This window comes from Pseudoclavibacter sp. CFCC 13796, assembly GCF_008831185.1.
Lineage (GTDB): Bacteria > Actinomycetota > Actinomycetes > Actinomycetales > Microbacteriaceae > Pseudoclavibacter_A.
In genome coordinates, this window is sequence record NZ_WBKD01000001.1 from 891,529 (window position 1) to 910,674 (window position 19,146).

A 19,146-nucleotide genomic window follows, 5' to 3' on the forward strand; every position below is an offset into this window, starting at 1 on the left:
TCTATGCGTTTCTGTCGTACGGTATTAAAACGTTTCAAGCGACGATGTGGTCGGCTGCAGAACCATACGGCGCATCAATCTCGGCAATGACGCGAAATGAGGGATGCACAGTGAAGACGGTTGAAGAGCATTATGACGTGGTGGTGTGCGGCGGAGGCCTCGCCGGCGTCAGCGCAGCGATCAGCGCGGCGCGCCACGGCGCGCAGGTGGCACTGGTCCACGACCGGCCGGTGCTGGGCGGCACCTCGTCGTCTGAGGTTCGCGTGACACCGCACGGGGCTGCAGCATTTCACGCCTATGCACGTGAGACCGGCATCATCGCCGAGACGCTCATCGAAGAGCGCGTGCGCAATCATGTGAAGATCACCGAGAACGGCTGGACGAACAGTGTGTGGGATCTCACCCTCTACGACTTCGCGATGCAGACGCCGGGGCTCACCGTGCACCTCAACACGCCGCTCGAAGAGGCCGAGGTCGTCGAGGGGCGCATCGCCTCGATCACGGCGCGCACGGTCAACGCCGAACTCAGCCATCGCATCCGCGCCGAGGTCTTCATCGACTGCACCGGCGACGGCACCCTGGGCGCGCTCGCCGGCGTCGAGTCGCGGCACGGCATTGAGGCGCGCTCCGAGTTCGACGAGCCCAGCGCCCCCGATGAGGCGAGCAGCGACACGATGGGCAGCTCGCTGCACTTCAAGACGGTCGACGTCGGGCATCCCGTCGACTTCACCCCGCCGCCGTGGGCGGCGAAGTACGAAGACTCCTCGTTCTTTCGCAGCGGCGGGCGCATCGCCAAGACGCTGGCCAGCGGGTATTGGTGGATCGAGATCGGGCCGCCGTGGAACACCATCGACGACAACGAAGAGATCAGACACGAGCTCACCCGTCAGGTGCTCGGCATCTGGGACTGGTACAAGAACCACGACGACGAGTGGTCGCCGAAGGCGCGCAACATCGCACTCGACTGGATCGGCCAGGTGCCGGGCAAGCGCGAGAGCAGAAGACTGATGGGGCAGCGCCTGCTGACCGAGCACGATCTGCTCGCCTCGCCCGCATATGACGACGAGGTCGCCTACGGCGGCTGGTACATCGATCTGCACTCGATCGGCGGGCTCTATCAAGACGAGGCCGAGCCGCTGACCAGCGCACGCCACGTCGATCACTCCAGCTCATATCAGGAGTCTCGCTATGTCGGCCCCTTCGGCATTCCGCTCGGGGCACTGGTCAGCCGAGACATCGGCAACCTGATGTACGCCGGCCGCAACATCAGCGCCACACACGTCGCCCTCGGTGCGCTGCGCGTGCAGGGCACCACCTCGGTCATGGGGCAGGCGGTGGGCACTGCGGCTGCACAGAGCGTCAGCACGGGCGGCGATCTGTGGCAGAACGTGCAGCGAGACATCATCGAGATTCAGCAGTCGCTGGTGAGAGACGGCTGCTTTCTGCCGCATGTCGCGACAGCAGACCCGGACGAACTGGCAGCGCGTGCCCGTCTCAGTGCGAGCTCGACACACGCGTGCACCGGTGTCGACCCCGACGACGAGTCGGTTCTCGGTGGTCTCGACTACTGGCGCGACTACCCGATCTTTCCCGAAGACGGCAGGCTCGACAGACGTCTGGCCCAGTGGATCGCTCTCGGTGAGGGGCAGGGCGTCGACGAGATCGCCGTCTGCCTCACCAACCGCGGCGACCACGAGGCCGAGGTGCGTGCGCATCTCTACGATGTGCCCGACATCTGGACGTATGCCGCCGAACCCTCTGCGCCTGTGCGCGAGACGACGCTGCATGTCGCCCCCGGCGAGCGCATCTGGGTGCCATGGCCGGTGCAGGCCAGCGCCGAAGAGCTCGCGCAGACGACCTACCTGCGCCTCGATCTCGATGCCGTGCCGAACGTCGAATGGCACGTGTCGAAAGCGGTGCTGCCGGGGCAGGTCGCCGCATACGAGGTCGCTGCGGGCCGTCATCGCCGCTTCGGCGGCGGTGCGACGCTCAGCCACCGCGTCTCGCCGGCCCAGCAGGCCTATCCGATCACCCACGTGGTCAACGGCGTGACCAGGCCGCATCGCGCGACGAACCAGTGGCGCTCGATGCCAGACGACAGCCCGCAGTGGGTGCAGCTCGACTGGGCTGAGCCGCAGACCGTCGCGCAAGTGCAGCTGACTTTTCCCGGGCACCTGCTGCGCGAATACCACGCCTGCCCTCCGGGGTATCGAGACCCACAGAGCGCGCGCGACTACCGCGTACAGGGGCTGACCGCCGATGGGTGGCAGACGCTGGCGGTTCGGCAGGGCAACTATCAGACTCGCGTCGTGCACGACTTCGACGCCGTGCAGATCACTCGTCTGCGCATCGAGATCGATGCGACGAACGGCGACCCCTCGGCCGGTCTCTTCGAGGTGCGCTGCTATGCGCATGCGAAGTGCACGCCGGCGGGCGTGGTGCGAGAGGGGACAGACCATGACGGCTGAGACTGAATTGGGTCGGGTGCCGGCGAGAACCAGACGCAGCGGGTCGACGCGTCGGTTCGCGGTCATTCTCATCGCGCCGGCGCTGGTGCTCTTCATCGCGGTGATCGGCTACCCGATGGTGCGGTCGCTGGTCTACGGCTTCTACAAGGGCAGCCTGCTCACCGACGCGTCGACGTTCGTCGGGTTCGACAACATCGCGAACCTGATGGGCAGCCCGAGCTTCTGGGGCATGGTCTGGCACACAGGCGTCTTCGTGGTCGTCTCGTCGATCGGTGCCTTCGTGCTGGCCCTGGCCCTGGCCCTGGCGCTGAACAGCCGGATAGCGGGCAAAGGCGTCTGGCGCACGTCGTTTCTGATTCCCTGGGTGCTGCCGGGCGTCGTCGTGTCGTTTCTCTGGTCGTGGATCTTCAACACGAACTACGGGCTGCTCAACGGGGTGATCGCAAGCCTCGGCGGGCCGGGTGACACGAACTGGTTGAACTCTCCCACGCTGGCGATGGCAGGCGTGATCATCGCGAAAATCTGGCATTCGTTTCCGTGGATGGCTGTGCTGCTCATGGCCGCCATGCAGGGCGTGCCGAGCGAAGTGCACGATGCCGCCGCGGTCGACGGGGCGAGAGGGTGGCGCAAGCAGTGGTACGTGGTGCTGCCTCAGATCAAGCCGGCCATGGCCCTGACGCTGCTGCTCGAGACCATCTGGGGGCTCCAGCACTTCGAGATTCCCTGGGTGATGACCGGTGGCGGGCCAGTCGGATCGACGACGACACTGTCGATCGGCCTCTACAAGGCCGCGTTCAACAACTACGACCTCGGGCAGGCCGGCGCCATCGGCATCGTGTGGACTGTGATCATGGGCGTGCTCGCGGCGATATACGGAATCTACTCAGTGCGACAGGAGAGGGCAGCACGATGAGCGACACGACCCTGGCGAATGCCATCGACGCCGAACAGAGCCGATCGGGCAGATACGTGCGCGAAGCCGAGAGCAGAGAGGCTGAACGGCGCCCCCGCAGGCTGCGCCGCAGACCATGGGTCGGCTATGCGACCGTCGCAGCGCTCGCGGTGTTCGCGTTCATTCCGGTGATCTGGATGATCATCACGGCATTCACCTCAGAAGAGAGCATCTTCCGCGACCCGCTGGGCGCTGACCGCACGTGGACGCTCGAGAACTTCACCGCTGTGCTCACCGACCCCAATCTGGTGAGATTCATCGGCAACGGACTCTTCGTGTCGCTGACCACCTCGGTGGTGAGTCTCGCGGTGGGGTTCCTGGCCGGATACTCGTTCTCGAAGTTCCGCTACCGCGGGCGCTCCACTGCGATGTACACGCTGCTGCTCGCGCAGATGGTTCCCGAAGTGCTGCTGCTGCTCACGCTGTACACGACCATGGCGAAGTTCGGGCTGCTGAACACCTACCCGGCCCTGATCATCTCGTACACCACGTTCACACTGCCGCTGTCGGTGCTGATGATGAAGAATGCCTTCGACGCCGTGCCCGACGAACTCATCGAAGCCGGGCGAATCGACGGTGCGAGCGAGTGGCGCATCATGAACTCGGTGATCTTCCCGGTGGTCAAGACCTCGATGATCGCCGTGTGCATGTTCGCGTTCATCCGCGCCTGGAACGACTTGGTCTACGCGCTCACGCTGGTCGACACCTCGAAGCAGACTCTTCCTGCGGGCCTGACCCTGACCTACCTCGGAGAGTTCCAGAGCCAGTACGGGCAGATGATGGCTGCCTCGCTGATCAGCTCGCTGCCGGTGATCGCCATCTTCCTGGTCTTTCAGAAGCAGTTCGTCAGCGGAGCGCTCGCGGGCTCGATCAAGTGATTCGGCGCGTCGAGCGCGACTGCCGAACGACCAGACTCTCAACACCCGACCGCCACAACCTCGACTGAACAAAGGAGTTCACGATGAATACCACACACCTCGACCAGAAGTCTGCGTCGCCGCTGCAGATGCCCGTCAGCCGACGCGCACTGCTGGGCCTGATCGGATTCGGCGCCGCCACCGCCGGCATGATGACTCTCACCGGCTGCAGCACGGCCGGATCGTCGGCCACGGGCTCGGACACCGAGACACAGTTCACCTCGTGGATCCTGGGCGATGACAAACAGGGGCCGCAGATCAAGCAGCTGCTCGACTCGTTCGGGCAGTCGAAGTCGGTCACGGTCTCGACCAACACGTATCCGTATCAGCAGTACATGGATCAGATCGTGCTCAAGGCCCGCAACCGCGACATCAGCGGCGTCGCCCACATCGACGAGGAATGGCTCTCCACTCTCGCGACGGCAGGTGTGCTGCAGTCGGTCGATGACATCTTCGACGCCTCGAAGTACTCGTCAGCAGTCAACGACAGCGGGGTCTACAAGGGAACCCGCTATGGAATGCCGTGGGCCTATTCCGCCATCGGTCTGGTCGGCAACAGCGAGGTGCTGAAAGAGGCCGGTGTCGACCCGCAGGGACTGACGACGCCCGAAGGATTTCTCAGTGCGCTTCGGGCCATCAAACGCGCGGACTCCTCGATTGTGCCCTACGCCCCGTGCACGAATGTCAAGCAGGTCAAAGACATCATTCCGTGGATGTGGGCGTTCGGATCCTCGGTGGTGGAAGGCGACCAGGTCACGCTCGGCGACGACGGGTCGGTGAAGGCCCTCGACTTCTGGAAACAGCTCCTGGACGAAGGGCTCATCCAGGCGGGCACGCTCCGAGAAGAGACGAGAACGCTGTTCGCGCAGGGGAAGGCCGCGATCTACGACGACGCTCCCCAGGCGATCGGCGTGATTCCGAAGCAGTCTCCCGACCCGAACATCGTCGACAAGATGGTGCCCGTCGTGCGACCGGGCGGCGACTCGCTCTCGTGGAGTCAGCCGGTCGTGCTCTTCGACACGGGCAAAGCCAGCAGCGAGCTGGCCGGCTTTCTGTCGACGGACGATGGCGCGCTGCAGACCGCGTTCGAGGTGTCGGGTCAGCCACCGGCCCTCGAAAGCGCGACGCAGCAGCCCTGGATCGCGCAGAACCCCTTCTACCAGCAGTGGAATCAAGAGGTTCTGCCACACGCCAGGCGGAACCCGTTGTGGGCGTTCCCCAGCGCCAGCGCTGCGCAGACCCGGCTCAACGAAGAGGTGGAAGCGGCTCTGTCCGGCGCCAAGAGCGCATCTGCCGCGATGGCGACGGCAAAAGACGATCTGCAGGGACTGCTCCAGGGCTGACCCTGGCGCACACGAACGACGAGGAGAGAGCTCATGGCGACAGTCACCTTCACATCCACCACTCGCGTCTATCCGGGGCAGGACCATCCTGCCCTCAACCACCTCGACCTCGAGATCGACGACGGCGAATTCCTCGTGCTCGTCGGCCCGTCAGGCTGTGGCAAGTCGACGACGCTGCGCATGCTGGCCGGGCTGGAAGAGGTGTCAGAGGGCAGGATTCTCATCGATGGAAAAGACATCACCACGCTCTCTCCTCGTGACCGTGACATCGCGATGGTCTTTCAGAACTACGCGCTCTACCCGCACATGACGGTGGCCGAGAACATGGGATTCGCACTGAAGATGGCGAAAGTGCCGAAGGCAGAGCGGGAGCGCAGAGTGCGCGAGGCCGCCCGGCTTCTCGACCTCGAGCCCTATCTCGACCGCCGCCCGAAAGCGCTCTCGGGCGGGCAGCGTCAGCGAGTCGCCATGGGGCGCGCCGTCGTGCGCGAGCCGAAGGTCTTCTTGATGGATGAGCCGCTGTCGAATCTCGATGCCAAGCTGCGAGTGCAGACGAGAACGCAGATCGCCCAGCTGCAGCGGCGCCTGAACGTCACGACCGTCTATGTGACCCACGATCAGACTGAGGCGCTGACCATGGGCGACCGCATCGCGGTGCTGAAAGACGGTGATCTGCAGCAGGTCGGCACCCCGCGAGAACTCTACGAGACACCGGCGAACGAGTTCGTGGCCGGCTTTCTCGGCTCTCCATCGATGAATCTGCTCGAAGGCGTCGTCGACGACTCGGGAGTGCGCCTCGGCACGCGACACATCGACGTGCCTGCCGAGATTCTCATCGGGGCCGGGCCGACGGTCACATTCGGCGTGCGCCCCGAAGACCTGTACCTCAGCGACAGGCCGGGGGAGGGACTCAAGCTGAAGGTCGACATGGTCGAGGAGCTGGGAGCCGACGGGTACCTCTTCGGGCATCCCACCGACCAGCCCAAGACGACGGTCGTCGCGAGAGTCGACGGGCGTGACCACCCGGCGCCCGGCGACGTCGTGAGGGTCGTGCCCAAACCCAATCGGGTGCATCTCTTCGATCGGGCGACCGGCAACCGGCTCTACTCGACGGTGACCGCACCCGTTCGGCTGCCGTCGTGACGCGTCGCCGCTGACCGGGCCTTTCGTCATGGCGCCGCAGGCGCCAGTACAGTCAGACGACAGCGGGCTCGTCGAGGCTGTTGTCGCCGTCGTCTCCACCAGTCTCAAGGCTGCGACCTAGACTGGTGGAGCGCGGCCGCAGACTTCACTCGGCAGCGCCAGTACCGTCGCAGGTGCGAGCGTACGACGAGGGGAGCACGGTGGGCAGCATTCTGAACGCGCAGACCAGGCAGCAGGCAATCGAGACCGTCAGCGACTCGACGCTGGATGTGCTCGTGATCGGTGGAGGCGTCACCGGCGCGGGCATCGCACTGGACGCCGCGACGCGCGGGCTGAAGGTCGGCATCGTCGAGGCAGACGACTGGGCCTCAGGCACGTCGAGCTGGTCGAGCAAGCTGCTGCACGGGGGGCTTCGGTATCTCGAGATGCTCGACTTCGTGCTGGTGCACGAGGCGATTCTCGAGCGCAATCTGCTGCTGCGCGTCATCGCCCCGCATCTTGCCGTGCCGGTGCCGTTCATCTACCCGCTGCACAAGGCCGTCACCGAGCGGGCCTATGTCGGCAGCGGCATCACGCTCTACGACAGCATGGCCTGGCTGGGCGGCACACCAGCCGTGCCCGGGCACAGACACCTCACGAAGCGGGGGCTGCACGAGCTGTTCCCCGGGCTCGATGAGAATCGACTGGCCGGCGGCATCCGCTATTACGACGCTCGCATCGACGACGCCCGCCTCGTCTCGACACTGGTGCGCACCGCTGCGCACTTCGGCGCCCGTGCGGTCAACCGGGCCAAGGTCACCGCTCTCATCACCGACGAGTTCGATCGCGTGCGCGGGGCCGAGGTGCTCGATCGCGAGAGCGGCAAGACCTTCACCGTGCGCGCGAAGAACGTGATCAACGCCACCGGCGTCTGGACGGAACAGACCGAGGCGCTCAGCGGCACCAGCGGCGGGCTCAAAGTGCTCGCGTCGAAGGGCGTGCACATCGTCGTGCCGCGCGAGCGCATCCCCGGCCACGCCGGCATCATCTCGCAGACCGAGAAGAGTGTGCTCTTCGTGATCCCGTGGAAAGGCCGCTGGATCATCGGCACGACCGATACGCCATACACCGGCGACTACGCGAAGCCGGTCGCCACCGAAGAAGACATCGCCTATCTGATCGATCACGTCAACGAGCTGCTCGCCGACCCGATCTCTCGAGAGGATGTCGTGGGCACGTATGCGGGTCTGCGCCCGTTGCTGCAGCCCGGCACCAAGGCGGGCACTGCCTCGACCAAGGTCTCGCGCGAGCACACCGTTGCCTCACCGGCACCGGGACTCACCGTGATCGCCGGAGGCAAGCTGACCACCTATCGTGTGATGGCCGAAGACGCCGTGAACTTCGCCCTCGGGCCGAGCAAGGCCCGCAAGAAGCCCTCGCGCACGAAGCAGACGCCACTGCTCGGCGCCCGTGGGCTCGACGCGATCACCGCCAAGCGAGCCGAGATCTCACGCATTCACGGCTGGCCGATGTGGCGGGTCAACCGTCTGATCAACAGATACGGCACCCTGCTCTACGACGTGCTCGAGCTCATCGGCGTCGAGCCCGAGCTCTCAGACGAGATCGACGGGGCCCCCGGATACCTGCAGGCCGAAGTCGTCTACGCGGTGACGAACGAGGGGGCGCTGCACCTCGACGATGTGATGGAACGGCGCACCCGCATCAGCATCGAGTACCCCGATCGGGGGGCCGCCGCGGTCGACCAGGTCTCGCATCTGATGGCCGCGCAGCTCGGCTGGGGAGAGAGGCAGCGCCTGGCCGAGGTCGACGGTTACCTGGCAGAGACTGCGCACACCGGCATCGGCGACGACCAAGAGCCGGTCGTGCACGCAAGTGGTGACGACGTCGCGCCCGCGTCAGACGAGACCGCGCCAGAGGCCGTCGAAGAGAGCGTCGCCGGCGACCATGCCGACGGGCGGAGTGCAGGCCGATGACGGCCGGTGACCGAACCGTCGACATCGTTCTCTGTGCCCCACGCGTTCCCGCCGGAGTTCTGCCACGGCCCAGACTCAGCGCTCTGATCGGTCGGGGCATCGAGCAGAGAGGCGGAGTGGTTCTGCTCGGGCCGTCTGGCTGCGGCAAGACCACGGCGCTCGCCGACTGGGCGCACAGCCAGCCAGACGACGGCACGATGCGTCTGTGGATCGCCGTCGACGACGGCAGCCGCACGCGTGAGCAGTTCTGGAGACTGGTCGCCGAGCGCCTCACGCGCGCCGGTCTCATGCCGGGCCTCGATGCACAGCGACCGATCGGCCTGGCGACAGACTCCCGAGACCCGCTGCCGGTGCAGATCGCACGGGTTCTGTCTGCGAAGAACACCCGGGTCGTGCTCATGGTCGACCGAGGCGAAGACCTGATCGATCCTCAGATCGCGAACGACTTTCTGATGCTGAGCAGCCGCTGCCCTGCGCTGTCGCTCGTCATCACGGCGCACACGATTCCCCTGGGCATGGACGCCGATCTGCACGCAGCAGGTGCCGCGATCATTCGCGCTGATGAGTTCTCACTGACCGTGGACGAATGCCGTCAGCTGCTGATGCGAGAGGTCGGGCCTCAGGCCGTGCCGCTTGCCTCGCATCTGCGCGAACAGACCGGTGGCTGGCCGATGCCGGTCAGACTGGTTCTCGCCGAGCTGGAGCACACTCGGGCACCAGAGTGGGACGCGCTCATCACCTCGACCACCGTCGCCTTCATCGAATCACGAGTCCTCGGTGACGCGCAGATGCCCGGTGCGGCGGAGTTCATCACGCTGACGAGTTTCGCAGAGACCTTCTCGATAGACCAGGCCGCCCAGATGGCAGAGGTCTCACCGACCGAGGCCGAGCGCATCATCGACACCCTGCACCGGCAGGGCCTGGGCACCTGGCTGCCGTGGGACGGCTCTCCACAGGGGCTCTTTCGCTATCACCGCATGATCGTCGACGTCGCGGCCACGCGCCAGGCCGAGATCTCGGCAGCGCGCCGCCGTTGCATCCACCGTCTGGTCGCGACTTGGGCCGAGCGCAGAGAAGACTGGCGCACAGCGATCCTGCATGCCGCTCGCGGACGTGACATGGCGCGGCTCAACGCCCTCATCTCAGATCATCTGCATGCCACGCTGATGGCCATCGACGCCGAGATCGCCGAGTCGTTCAATGAAATCGATCTCGACACGATGCGCTCTGAACCGCTGGTGCTCTACATGCGGGGGCTCATGCGCATGGTGTCGGCGACCAAGGCCCGACAGGGAGCAGTCGAACTCACCGAGGCAGCTCGGGTCGCGATGCAGCAGGTTCCGAACGCTCGAGGACGGCGCCGAACGACGCTGCTGAGCATGATCTCGGTCGTCCAGCGCATCACCGGCGAGTGGGACGACCTGGGCAAGACCCTGCTGCGACTTGAGAATCAGCTGGACGAGTTCGATGCGCAGCCCGGCCTGATTGCGCCCGATGTCGAGGAGTACCAGCGCCTGCAGGCGGCCCTCGGGCATCTGCGACTGGGCGAGAGCGCGCAGGCCCGTGTCCAGGTTATGCACGCTCTGCAGAAGTCGGATGCCAGCCGGCCGACGCTGTCTCGTGGCAGTGCACTCGGCCTCATGGCCTGTCAGCAGGCGTTCGAGGGGCACCTCTACGAGTCAGAGGAGCTCGTCAGCAAGGGGTTCGCCCAGCAGCGGCCATATGGGTGGCAGAGCTCGTACAATGGCCTCCACCTTCGACTGGCTGCCGCCACGATCGCTCTTGAACGCGGCGACCAGAGACTGATGGACGAACACCTGGACGCCGTCTACCCGCATCTGCCTCGGTCGGAGTACTGGTCCGATGCGGTTCCGCTGATCGGGTGGGGGCTGATGGTGACCCGAGGCATCGGCGCCGCAAACGCCTTCATCTTTCAGCAGGTCGAGATGCACGCCGCAGGGGCGCCGTCGTCACCGGCCGCCCAGCAGCAGCTTCATGGTCTCTGGGCCGGGGCGTGTGCGACCGGCGGGCTGATGCCGCAGGCCGAGCAGCATCTCGTCGGTGTCGATCCGAAGCTCGCACCGGTGCGCCTCGCTCGCGTCATCATCGCGCTGCAGACCTCTCGGTACGATGCCGCTGCTGCCGATGGCATCACACTGGCGACCGACACCACCGTCGCCCTGCGTGGGCGAGTGACGGGCTCTCTCTTCGCAGCCGCCGCGCTCTGGCAGAAGGGGCAGCAGGAGGTCGCGCTGCGATACTACGATGCGGCCAGCGAGGCGGCGCTGCGCGATGGGCTGAGCCTGCCGCATCGCATGCTGCCGGCGACCATCGGCTGTGAAATGCTCGATGACTGGAGACTTCGACATCCTGCTGCGCTCGATGAGACCGAGCACGCCCTGATAGAGCTCTGGGGAAGGCCGATCGGCGCGACTCCGCGAGAGCAGGTCGATCTGACGCCGCGCGAGATCGAGGTGCTGAGACTGCTCAAACAAGGGGGCACGACTTCGTCGATGGCTGCTGACCTGCACGTCACGGTCAATACGGTGAAGACACAGCGCACATCGCTCTACCGCAAGCTCGGTGTGAAGAATCGAGACGATGCGCTCAATCGCGCCTACGAACTCGGTCTGTTCGTCTCGGACTCGGCCGATCCCGGGTCAGGAACGGCCCTGTGATGCAGCGTCGAAGACTCGCGACGACCGTGACGAAGACCGCCGAACCCGTCGAAAGGGCTGGGAAATGATCAGACTCGACAGCGCTGACGACCGGTATCTGCTGGCGATCGACCAGGGCACGACGAGCACCCGCGCGATCGCCTTCGACACGGCCGGGCACGCTCTGGCCGCAGCTCAGCGCGAGCACGATCAGGTCTTTCCCGAGCCCGGCTGGGTGCAGCAGGATGCCATGCAGATCTGGCACAACACCTGTACGGTGATCGCCCAGGTCGTCGAAGCGATGAGCAGCCGTGCCCCGGCGGCGATCGGCATCACGAATCAGCGTGAGACGACGCTGGTCTGGAGCCCCGGGACCGGTGAGCCCCTGCACGATGCGATCGTCTGGCAGGATACCCGTTCGCAGCCGCTGGTCGACCGCATCATCGAGCGCATCGGCGTCGACGGGCTGCGCGAGATCACCGGGCTGCCGGTGCATCCGTATTTCTCGGCGACCAAACTGCTGTGGCTCTTTCACCATGTCACGGGGCTGCGCGAAGCCGCTGAGAGCGGCGGCGCACTCTTCGGCACCATGGACGCCTGGGTGCTCTGGAACCTCACCGGCGGTGCGCACGGCGAGCACACCGTGCACGCCACCGACGTGACGAACGCCTCGCGCACGCTGCTCTTCGACGCCCTCGACCTCGGCTGGAGCGACGAGGCGCTCGCCGGCTTCGACGTGCCCCGACGCATGCTGCCCGAGGTGCATCCCTCGTCGTATGCCTTCGGCCGCGTCGACGCCGCCGCGGCAGGGCTGCCCGCCGCACTCGACGGAGTGCCGATCACCGGCATCCTCGGCGACCAGCAGGCGGCGGCCTTCGGCCAGACGGCGACCCGACCGGGCGACGCCAAGAACACCTACGGCACCGGCAGCTTTCTGCTGGTCAACACCGGCGACGAACCGGTGATCGACTCGGCGGCCGGACTGCTCACCACCATCGCCTACCAGCTCGACGGGCAGGCGCCCAGCTATGCGCTGGAGGGATCGATCGCGGTGACCGGCTCACTGGTGCAGTGGCTGCGCGACAACCTCGGCTTCTTCGATGACGCGGCCGAGATCGAGGCGCTCGCGAACGAGGTCGACGACAACGGCGGGGTGGTGATCGTGCCGGCGTTCAGCGGGCTGTTCGCCCCCTTCTGGCGACCCGACGCGCGCGGCGTGATCGTCGGGCTGACGCGCTATGTCACGAAGGCGCACATCGCTCGTGCGGCTCTCGAGGCGATTGCGCACCAGAGCGCCGACGTGGTCGAGGCGTCGGGGCGCGAGATCAGCGAGCTGCGCGTCGACGGGGGAGCCAGCACGAACGACCTGCTCATGCAGATGCAGGCCGATCTGCTCGGCGTGCCCGTGCAGCGGCTGACGACCTTCGAGACGACGGCGCTCGGTGCGGCCTATGCCGCCGGTCTGGCCGTGGGAGTGTGGCACGATCTCGACGAGCTGCGCGATCTCACCGAGCTCGGGCGTCGATTCGAGCCACAGCCTGACGAGGCGATTCGCGCTCGCATGCGTGCGCAGTGGGCTGACGCCCTGCCACGCAGCTACGGTCTCGCTTGAACGTCCGGTGCACTGAGCTGCGAATGCGCCTCGGGCTGCGTCATCATGCGATGACGGCTCTGGGCTGCTCGTCGCAGCGTGCCTCGACTACAGTTTGCGCAGCAGCACCCGATTCACCGTGTGGTCAGCGGCCTTCTCGAGAATCAGGTCGGCGCGAGACCTCGTGCGCGCGATGTTCTGCCTGAGGTTCGGCAGGTTCACCGTGCGCCAGATGCGGTCGGCGACCTCGGTCGCCTCGTCGTGGCTGAGCTCCGCGTACTTCTTGAAGTAGGCGTCGGGGCTGTCGAAGGCGTTCGCCTGCAGCTTGAGAAACCGGTCGATGTACCAGCGCTCGATGTCGTTGGTGCGCGCGTCGACGTAGATGCCGAAGTCGAGGTAGTCGCTCACGGCGGCCTGCGCGCTGTCGGCCGGCGTCTGCAGCACGTTCAGCCCCTCGAACACGAGCACCTGCGGGCGACGCACGACGACCTCCTCGCCGGGCACGATGTCGTACTTCACATGCGAGTACTGCGGCGCGCGCACCTCGGGCGCACCACTCTTCACCTGGCTGAGAAAGCGCAGCAGCGCACGGCGGTCGTACGATTCGGGAAAACCCTTGCGCGAGAGCAGACCACGGCGCTCCAGCTCGGCGTTGGGCATCAGAAACCCGTCGGTGGTCACCAGGTCGACGCTGTCGATCTCGCTCCAGCGCGACAGCAGCTCGCGCAGCAGCCGGGCCACCGTCGACTTGCCGACGGCGACCGACCCGGCGACACCGATGACAAAGGGCGTGCCGCCGCCGCGGGTGCGCAGAAAATTCTGCAGCCGGTGGTTGAGCCCCTGCCGGTTCACCACGAAGTTCTTCAGCAGCAGGCTCACCGGCAGGTAGACCTCGGCGACCTCGCGCAGATCGAGCGGATCGCCCAGCCCGCGCAGGGCTTGAACCTCGCTCACCGTCAGAGGGTTCGGCACCTTCGGCGCGAGCTCTGACCACGAGTGACGCGGAATCTGCCAGAACGGCGAGGGCCGTTCTTCAGGCGCAGCGGCAGGTGAGACACGCTCTTCGACGGCCGCGGCCGTGCTGGCGTCATTGGCGGGCATGACCTCCATCATGCCTCACCGCCGCGCACTTCCGCACATTGCACAGCCTTCAGACCGCAACCTCCGAGATGAGACGCGATTGCATCCGCACCGACACCGCAGCACGACGGGCTGATGCCAGACGTGCCCAGCGGCCGTTCAGGCATGCCGTAAGATTTGCACCATGTGCGGAATCATCGGCTATGTCGGCCCCGGAAACACCCTTGACGTGCTGCTCAACGGCCTGCGCCGGCTCGAGTATCGCGGCTACGACTCAGCAGGCGTCGCAATCGTCGCCGAAGACGGCACGCTCGGTGTGCGCAAGCGCGCCGGCAAGCTGCAGAACCTGGTCGATTCGATCGAGGATGCCCCGCTGGCGGCCGGCAGCACCGGCATCGGTCACACCCGGTGGGCGACGCATGGCGGCCCAACCGACGTGAACGCACACCCGCATCTGGGCGACGACGGGCGCCTCGCCGTGATTCACAACGGCATCATCGAGAACTTCTCGCAGCTCAAGCAGGAGCTCATCGACGAGGGCTGCGAGTTCATCTCAGAGACAGACACCGAGGTCGCAGCCGTGCTGCTCGGCCGTGAGTACCGCCGCACCGGCGACCTGTACCAGGCGTTTCTCGCCACCGTGCAGCGACTCGAAGGCGCATTCACCCTGCTCGCGGTGCACCAAGATCAGCCCGGCACCGTGATCGGCGCCCGCCGCAACTCGCCGCTGGTGATCGGCCGTGGCACGGGCGAGAACTTCCTCGCTTCAGACGTCGCCGCCTTCGTCGAGTTCACGACACACGCCTATGCGATCGGCCAGGATCAGATCGCGATCATCACCGCCGACTCGATCGACGTGACCGACTTCGAGGGCAACGCGGTCGAGCCCGAGCCCTTCGAGGTCGAGTGGGACGCCACGGCTGCTGAGAAGGGCGGCTGGAAGAGCTTCATGGCGAAAGAGATCTCGGAGCAGCCCGAGGCCGTCGCCAACACGCTGCTCGGCCGCATCGCCGACGGGCACGTGGTCGTCGACCAGCTCGGCGCGGTGGATGCCGACCTGCTGAGGCACATCGACCGCATCATCATCGTGGCCTGCGGCACTGCCTCGTACGCCGGCCAGACCGCGGCCTATGCGCTGCAGCAGTGGACCCGCGTGCCGGTCAGCGTCGAACTCTCGCATGAGTTCCGCTACCGCGACCCGATTCTCGACGACCGTGTGCTGGTCATCTCGATCTCGCAGTCGGGCGAGACCATGGACACCCTGATGGCCATTCGCTGGGCCAGCGAGCAGGGGGCCAAGACGCTCTCGATCTGCAACACGCAGGGTGCGACGATTCCACGTGAGTCTGACGGTGTCATCTACACCTATGCCGGCCCCGAGGTCGCCGTCGCCTCGACCAAGGCGTTCGTGGCCCAGATCGCGGCACTTTATGTCTTCGGGCTGCACCTGGCTGCGGTGCGCGGCACACTCACCGGCGATGAGGTCGCTGAGATCACCGAACAGCTCGCGCAGCTGCAGCCGGCGATTGCCGAGGCAGTCGAGGCCAGCAAAGAGATTCCGAACCTGGCCCACTGGATGGCAGACACGCGCTCGGTGCTGTTCTTGGGGCGTCACGTGGACTACCCGGTTGCGCTCGAAGGCGCGCTCAAGCTCAAGGAGCTCGCCTACATTCACGCCGAGGGGTTCGCCGCGGGTGAGCTCAAACACGGGCCGATCGCCCTGATAGAGCCCGGCCTGCCGGTGTTCGTCGTGGTGCCGAGCCCGCGCGAGTCGCCGTTGCTGCACGCCAAGGTGATCTCGAACATTCAGGAGATCCGCGCTCGCGGAGCTCGCGTGCTGGCGATCGCTGAGAAGGGCGACACTGCGGTGCTGCCCTTCGCTGATGAGGTCATCGCACTGCCACTGGTGCCCGCGCTGATGCAGCCCTTCGTCGCCGTGGTGCCGTTGCAGGTGTTCGCGATGGAGCTCGCCGAGGCAAAGGGGCTTGACGTCGACCAGCCGCGAAACCTCGCGAAGTCGGTCACGGTCGAGTAGCGGCTGCGGGCACACGCCATGATCGCAGGCATTGGCCTCGACACGGTCAACCTCGATCGGTTTGCCGAGCACCTGCAGCGCACTCCAAAGCTGCGTGAGCGTCTGTTCTCGCCTCTCGAGCTTCGTGGCGCAGACGAGTTTCGTGGTACGGACAAGCTTCGTGGCGCAGACGGCCAGGACGGCGACCGAGATCAAGAGACGACGGATGCCGGAACGGTCGGGCAGCATCCGAAGCACATGACGAGGGCCCTGCGCCCCGAACAGCTGGCGGCTCGCTTTGCTGCGAAAGAGGCACTGATCAAAGCGCTGGGCGGCGGCGTGCGAGGTTTTCGTTTCGCAGACATCTCAGTGATGAATGATGCCCATGGTGCCCCTCGGTTCGAGCTGACGGGGGCGATCGCCTCGCATGTGCAAAGCCGGGGGCTGCACCTGCACGTGTCGCTGACGCACGACGCACCGGTGGCCCAGGCGTTCGTGGTCGCTGAGACGCTGGACTGAGGCGTCGGGGAGCCATTGGGCTAACCCCGCCGAGAGTCGGCCGCTGCCGGGCGAAGGATGTCGTCGCAGACGGAGAGAAAATGTCTTCACCAGTCCACGGCAGTGCGACAATAGAGTTCATGACTTCTCTGCAAGAGGTGCGCGTCGATCGCGCCGCCTACCGGCATAACCTCGAGACCATTCTGCAGCGGGTGCAGCCCGCGAAGGTGCTCGCCGTGCTCAAGGCCAACGCATACGGACACGGCGCCGTCGAGCTCGCCAAGGTCGCTGACCAGACCGACGTCTCGTATCTGGGCGTGGTCTCGCTCGAAGAGGCGCTGCGACTCCGCAAGGCAGGCCTCGGCAAACCGATCATCGCCTGGCTGCATCTGCCCGGCACCGACTTCACCGATGCCGCGCGCCACGACATCACACTCGGTCTCTCGACCGCCGACCAGATCGAGGCTGCGGCAGCGGCCGGTGCGCGTACCGTGCATCTGGCCATCGACACGGGGCTGGGGCGAAATGGCGCGACACGTGCACAGTGGCCGCATTTCTTCGAGACCGCAGCCCGACTCCAGGCCGCCGGTCAGATCGACGTCGAAGGCATGATGTCGCACCTGTCGAACACCAGCGTCGACGACGACACCGACCAGCTGCGCGTGTTCGACGATGCTCTGCAAACGGCAGCCGAGTACGGCATCCACCCGCGTCTGCGGCACATCGCCGCAACCGGCGTCGCGCTTGACCGACCCGAGGCCCGCTATGACATGGTTCGCATCGGCATCGGCTCGTACGGGCTGTCGCCCGACGAGCGCACGAGTGCCGATCTCGGGCTCACGCCGGTTATGCGCGTCTCGACGCAGGTGGCGCAGATCAAACGTGTGCCCGAGGGAACTCCGGCATCGTACGGATACCTCTACCGCGCCCCGGGCGAGACCACCTTCGCCCTCGTGCCCTTCGGCTACGCAGACGGCCTGCCGCGCCAGGCGTCAGAGGGCGGCGGCGTGCTCGTCGGAGGCAAGATCTATCCCGTGGCCGGACGCATCGCGATGGATCAGTTCGTGATCGACGTGGGTGACGACGACGTACACATCGGCGACGAGGCAGTCATCCTCGGCGACCCCGAGCGCGGCGAGCCCTCGGCGACGCTCTGGGCCGAGTCTGCCGGAACGATCAACTACGAGATCGTGACCCGCATCGGCGATCGTCCGCAGCGTGTGTATGTCGACCAGGACGGTGCGGATCAGAACGACACTTCTCGTGCCAGTGCGGCCGAGGGCGATGCCGAAAGCCGTCTCGACGCCGCAGACCGCAGTCAGGCCCGCGGTGCGTGACATCATCGCGACGCTGCACGGCGTCGACGAGCAGCACGTCGCAGACCTCGGTCGCCGCATCGGCTCGATCATGCAGCGCGGCGATCTGCTCGTGCTGAACGGTCCGCTCGGCGCAGGCAAGACCACTCTGACCCGTTCGCTCGGCGAAGGCCTCGGCGTGCGCGGTCCGGTGACCAGTCCCACGTTCGTGCTCGCTCGCACGCATCCCTCACAGGTCGGCGGCGCGCCACTCGTGCACGTCGACGCCTATCGTCTCACCAGTGGCATCGAGCTGGACGATCTCGACCTCGATCTCGAAGGCTCGGCCACCGTCATTGAGTGGGGCCGCGACTGGGTCGGACAGCTCGCCGACAGCTGGGTGTCGATCGACTTGATCCCTGAAGAGGACGCACCCGACGACCCCACAGCCGCACCCGGCGACGACGGCGAGGCAGCATCCGCCGAAGCGTCGAACGACGCCGACGATCTCTTTGCCGCACCGCAGACCCGCACCGTGATCATCGCAGCGCATGGGCCTCGCCGTGCACACGACCTCGCCGCACGGGTAGAATCGAAGGCCGTATGATCATCCTCGCCCTCGACACCTCTGCCGGCACCAGCATCGCGCTGCTGCGCGACGGCACCCCGATCGCTGTGCGCGACGACCAGAACACCCGCGGGCACGCCGAGGCCGTGGGTGCGCTCGTCACTGAGGCTCTCGACGAGGCAGACGTCGCCGCAGAAGAGATCGACCTCGTGGTGGTGGGCGTCGGCCCAGGCCCCTTCACCGGTCTGCGCGTCGGCATCGCCGCTGGCGTCGGGTTCGCCGCAGGCGTCGGCTGCCCGGTCGTCGGCGTGCCCAGTCATGACGCCGTCGCCGTCGATGCGCTCGCTCCAGCTGAGCCCTGCCCCATCTCGGTGGCCACCGACGCGCGTCGGCATGAGGTCTTCGTGACCGAGTACGACTGCCTTGACCAGCACGGCATTCCGCATGAGACCCGTGCCGCCCGAACCGAGCCCAACACCTGGCCAGAGACCTGCGAACAGGTCGTCATGTCGCCGAACGTGTCGGCTGCCGGCCTCGGTCGTATCGCCTGGCTGCGGCACGAGGCAGGCCTCGACCAGCGCGGCACCGACCCCATCTACGTGCGCCAGCCTGACGTGGGCCGCGCGAAGCCCAAGCAGGTGCTCTGA

Annotated in this window: 14 protein-coding genes; 13 read left to right on the forward strand and 1 reads right to left on the reverse strand. The window is 66.2% G+C overall.

The features are described from left to right. The first annotated feature begins 110 nt into the window (after window positions 1-110). The 8 genes from F8O07_RS03960 to glpK all read left to right on the forward strand — a co-directional run bounded on the left by F8O07_RS03960 (window position 111) and on the right by glpK (window position 13,065). Window positions 111-2,468, forward strand: coding sequence for an FAD-dependent oxidoreductase (locus tag F8O07_RS03960; RefSeq protein WP_158030838.1), 2,358 nt, complete (start codon window positions 111-113; stop codon window positions 2,466-2,468). Then, complete coding sequence (locus F8O07_RS03965) at window positions 2,458-3,381, forward strand: carbohydrate ABC transporter permease (RefSeq protein ID WP_158030839.1); 924 nt, start codon at window positions 2,458-2,460, stop codon at window positions 3,379-3,381. Before F8O07_RS03960 ends, F8O07_RS03965 begins: the two co-directional genes overlap by 11 nt. Continuing rightward, window positions 3,378-4,298 carry a carbohydrate ABC transporter permease gene (locus tag F8O07_RS03970; RefSeq protein WP_158030840.1) on the forward strand — a complete coding sequence of 307 codons (921 nt, stop codon included), beginning with the start codon at window positions 3,378-3,380 and terminating at the stop codon, window positions 4,296-4,298. The genes F8O07_RS03965 and F8O07_RS03970 overlap by 4 nt, the downstream gene beginning before the upstream one ends. A gap of 83 nt (window positions 4,299-4,381) precedes the next feature. Beyond that, a complete protein-coding gene (locus tag F8O07_RS03975) occupies window positions 4,382-5,680 on the forward strand; it encodes an ABC transporter substrate-binding protein (protein ID WP_158030841.1) in 1,299 nt (432 codons plus the stop codon). 33 nt (window positions 5,681-5,713) lie between these two features. Further along, the gene (locus tag F8O07_RS03980; RefSeq protein WP_158030842.1) at window positions 5,714-6,823 is read left to right on the forward strand and encodes an ABC transporter ATP-binding protein; all 1,110 of its coding nucleotides are present in this window, start codon (window positions 5,714-5,716) and stop codon (window positions 6,821-6,823) included. 200 nt (window positions 6,824-7,023) lie between these two features. Next, window positions 7,024-8,796, forward strand: coding sequence for a glycerol-3-phosphate dehydrogenase/oxidase (locus F8O07_RS03985; RefSeq protein ID WP_225733167.1), 1,773 nt, complete (start codon window positions 7,024-7,026; stop codon window positions 8,794-8,796). Then, on the forward strand, window positions 8,793-11,474 hold the full coding sequence (locus F8O07_RS03990) for a helix-turn-helix transcriptional regulator (RefSeq protein WP_158030843.1): 2,682 nt from the start codon (window positions 8,793-8,795) through the stop codon (window positions 11,472-11,474). The genes F8O07_RS03985 and F8O07_RS03990 overlap by 4 nt, the downstream gene beginning before the upstream one ends. 64 nt (window positions 11,475-11,538) lie before the next feature. Then, window positions 11,539-13,065 (forward strand): glycerol kinase GlpK, encoded by a 1,527-nt coding sequence (gene glpK / locus F8O07_RS03995; RefSeq protein ID WP_158030844.1) that lies wholly within the window; start codon window positions 11,539-11,541, stop codon window positions 13,063-13,065. Between the two features lie 87 nt (window positions 13,066-13,152). Here glpK and coaA read toward each other — a convergent pair whose 3' ends face one another. Then, entirely contained in the window at window positions 13,153-14,145 is a 993-nt protein-coding gene (gene coaA, locus F8O07_RS04000) for a type I pantothenate kinase (RefSeq protein WP_158030845.1), read from the reverse strand. Window positions 14,146-14,308: 163 nt separating this feature from the next. On the opposite strand from coaA, the gene glmS reads away from it, so the two are divergent. The 5 genes from glmS (at window position 14,309) to tsaB (ending at window position 19,146) form a co-directional block, all read left to right on the forward strand. After that, complete coding sequence (glmS, locus tag F8O07_RS04005; protein ID WP_158030846.1) at window positions 14,309-16,159, forward strand: glutamine--fructose-6-phosphate transaminase (isomerizing); 1,851 nt, start codon at window positions 14,309-14,311, stop codon at window positions 16,157-16,159. 18 nt (window positions 16,160-16,177) lie between these two features. Beyond that, complete coding sequence (locus F8O07_RS04010; RefSeq protein ID WP_158030847.1) at window positions 16,178-16,657, forward strand: holo-ACP synthase; 480 nt, start codon at window positions 16,178-16,180, stop codon at window positions 16,655-16,657. A 119-nt stretch (window positions 16,658-16,776) separates the two neighbouring features. Continuing rightward, a complete protein-coding gene (gene alr / locus F8O07_RS04015; protein ID WP_158030848.1) occupies window positions 16,777-17,973 on the forward strand; it encodes an alanine racemase in 1,197 nt (398 codons plus the stop codon). Continuing rightward, window positions 17,966-18,538: a tRNA (adenosine(37)-N6)-threonylcarbamoyltransferase complex ATPase subunit type 1 TsaE gene (tsaE, locus tag F8O07_RS04020; RefSeq protein WP_225733168.1), complete on the forward strand. Its 573-nt coding sequence runs from the start codon at window positions 17,966-17,968 to the stop codon at window positions 18,536-18,538. Before alr ends, tsaE begins: the two co-directional genes overlap by 8 nt. Then, window positions 18,535-19,146 carry a tRNA (adenosine(37)-N6)-threonylcarbamoyltransferase complex dimerization subunit type 1 TsaB gene (gene tsaB, locus F8O07_RS04025; RefSeq protein ID WP_158030850.1) on the forward strand — a complete coding sequence of 204 codons (612 nt, stop codon included), beginning with the start codon at window positions 18,535-18,537 and terminating at the stop codon, window positions 19,144-19,146. Before tsaE ends, tsaB begins: the two co-directional genes overlap by 4 nt.

Bases quoted from the DNA above. Each gene is read 5' to 3' on its own strand.
- F8O07_RS03965 (WP_158030839.1), top strand. From the start codon at position 2,458: ATGACGGCTGAGACTGAATTGGGTCGGGTGCCGGCGAGAACCAGACGC.
- F8O07_RS03970 (WP_158030840.1), top strand. From the start codon at position 3,378: ATGAGCGACACGACCCTGGCGAATGCCATCGACGCCGAACAGAGCCGA.
- F8O07_RS03975 (WP_158030841.1), top strand. From the start codon at position 4,382: ATGAATACCACACACCTCGACCAGAAGTCTGCGTCGCCGCTGCAGATG.
- F8O07_RS03980 (WP_158030842.1), top strand. From the start codon at position 5,714: ATGGCGACAGTCACCTTCACATCCACCACTCGCGTCTATCCGGGGCAG.
- F8O07_RS03990 (WP_158030843.1), top strand. From the start codon at position 8,793: ATGACGGCCGGTGACCGAACCGTCGACATCGTTCTCTGTGCCCCACGC.
- glpK (WP_158030844.1), top strand. From the start codon at position 11,539: ATGATCAGACTCGACAGCGCTGACGACCGGTATCTGCTGGCGATCGAC.
- coaA (WP_158030845.1), bottom strand. From the start codon at position 14,145: ATGCCCGCCAATGACGCCAGCACGGCCGCGGCCGTCGAAGAGCGTGTC.
- glmS (WP_158030846.1), top strand. From the start codon at position 14,309: ATGTGCGGAATCATCGGCTATGTCGGCCCCGGAAACACCCTTGACGTG.
- F8O07_RS04010 (WP_158030847.1), top strand. From the start codon at position 16,178: ATGATCGCAGGCATTGGCCTCGACACGGTCAACCTCGATCGGTTTGCC.
- alr (WP_158030848.1), top strand. From the start codon at position 16,777: ATGACTTCTCTGCAAGAGGTGCGCGTCGATCGCGCCGCCTACCGGCAT.
- tsaB (WP_158030850.1), top strand. From the start codon at position 18,535: ATGATCATCCTCGCCCTCGACACCTCTGCCGGCACCAGCATCGCGCTG.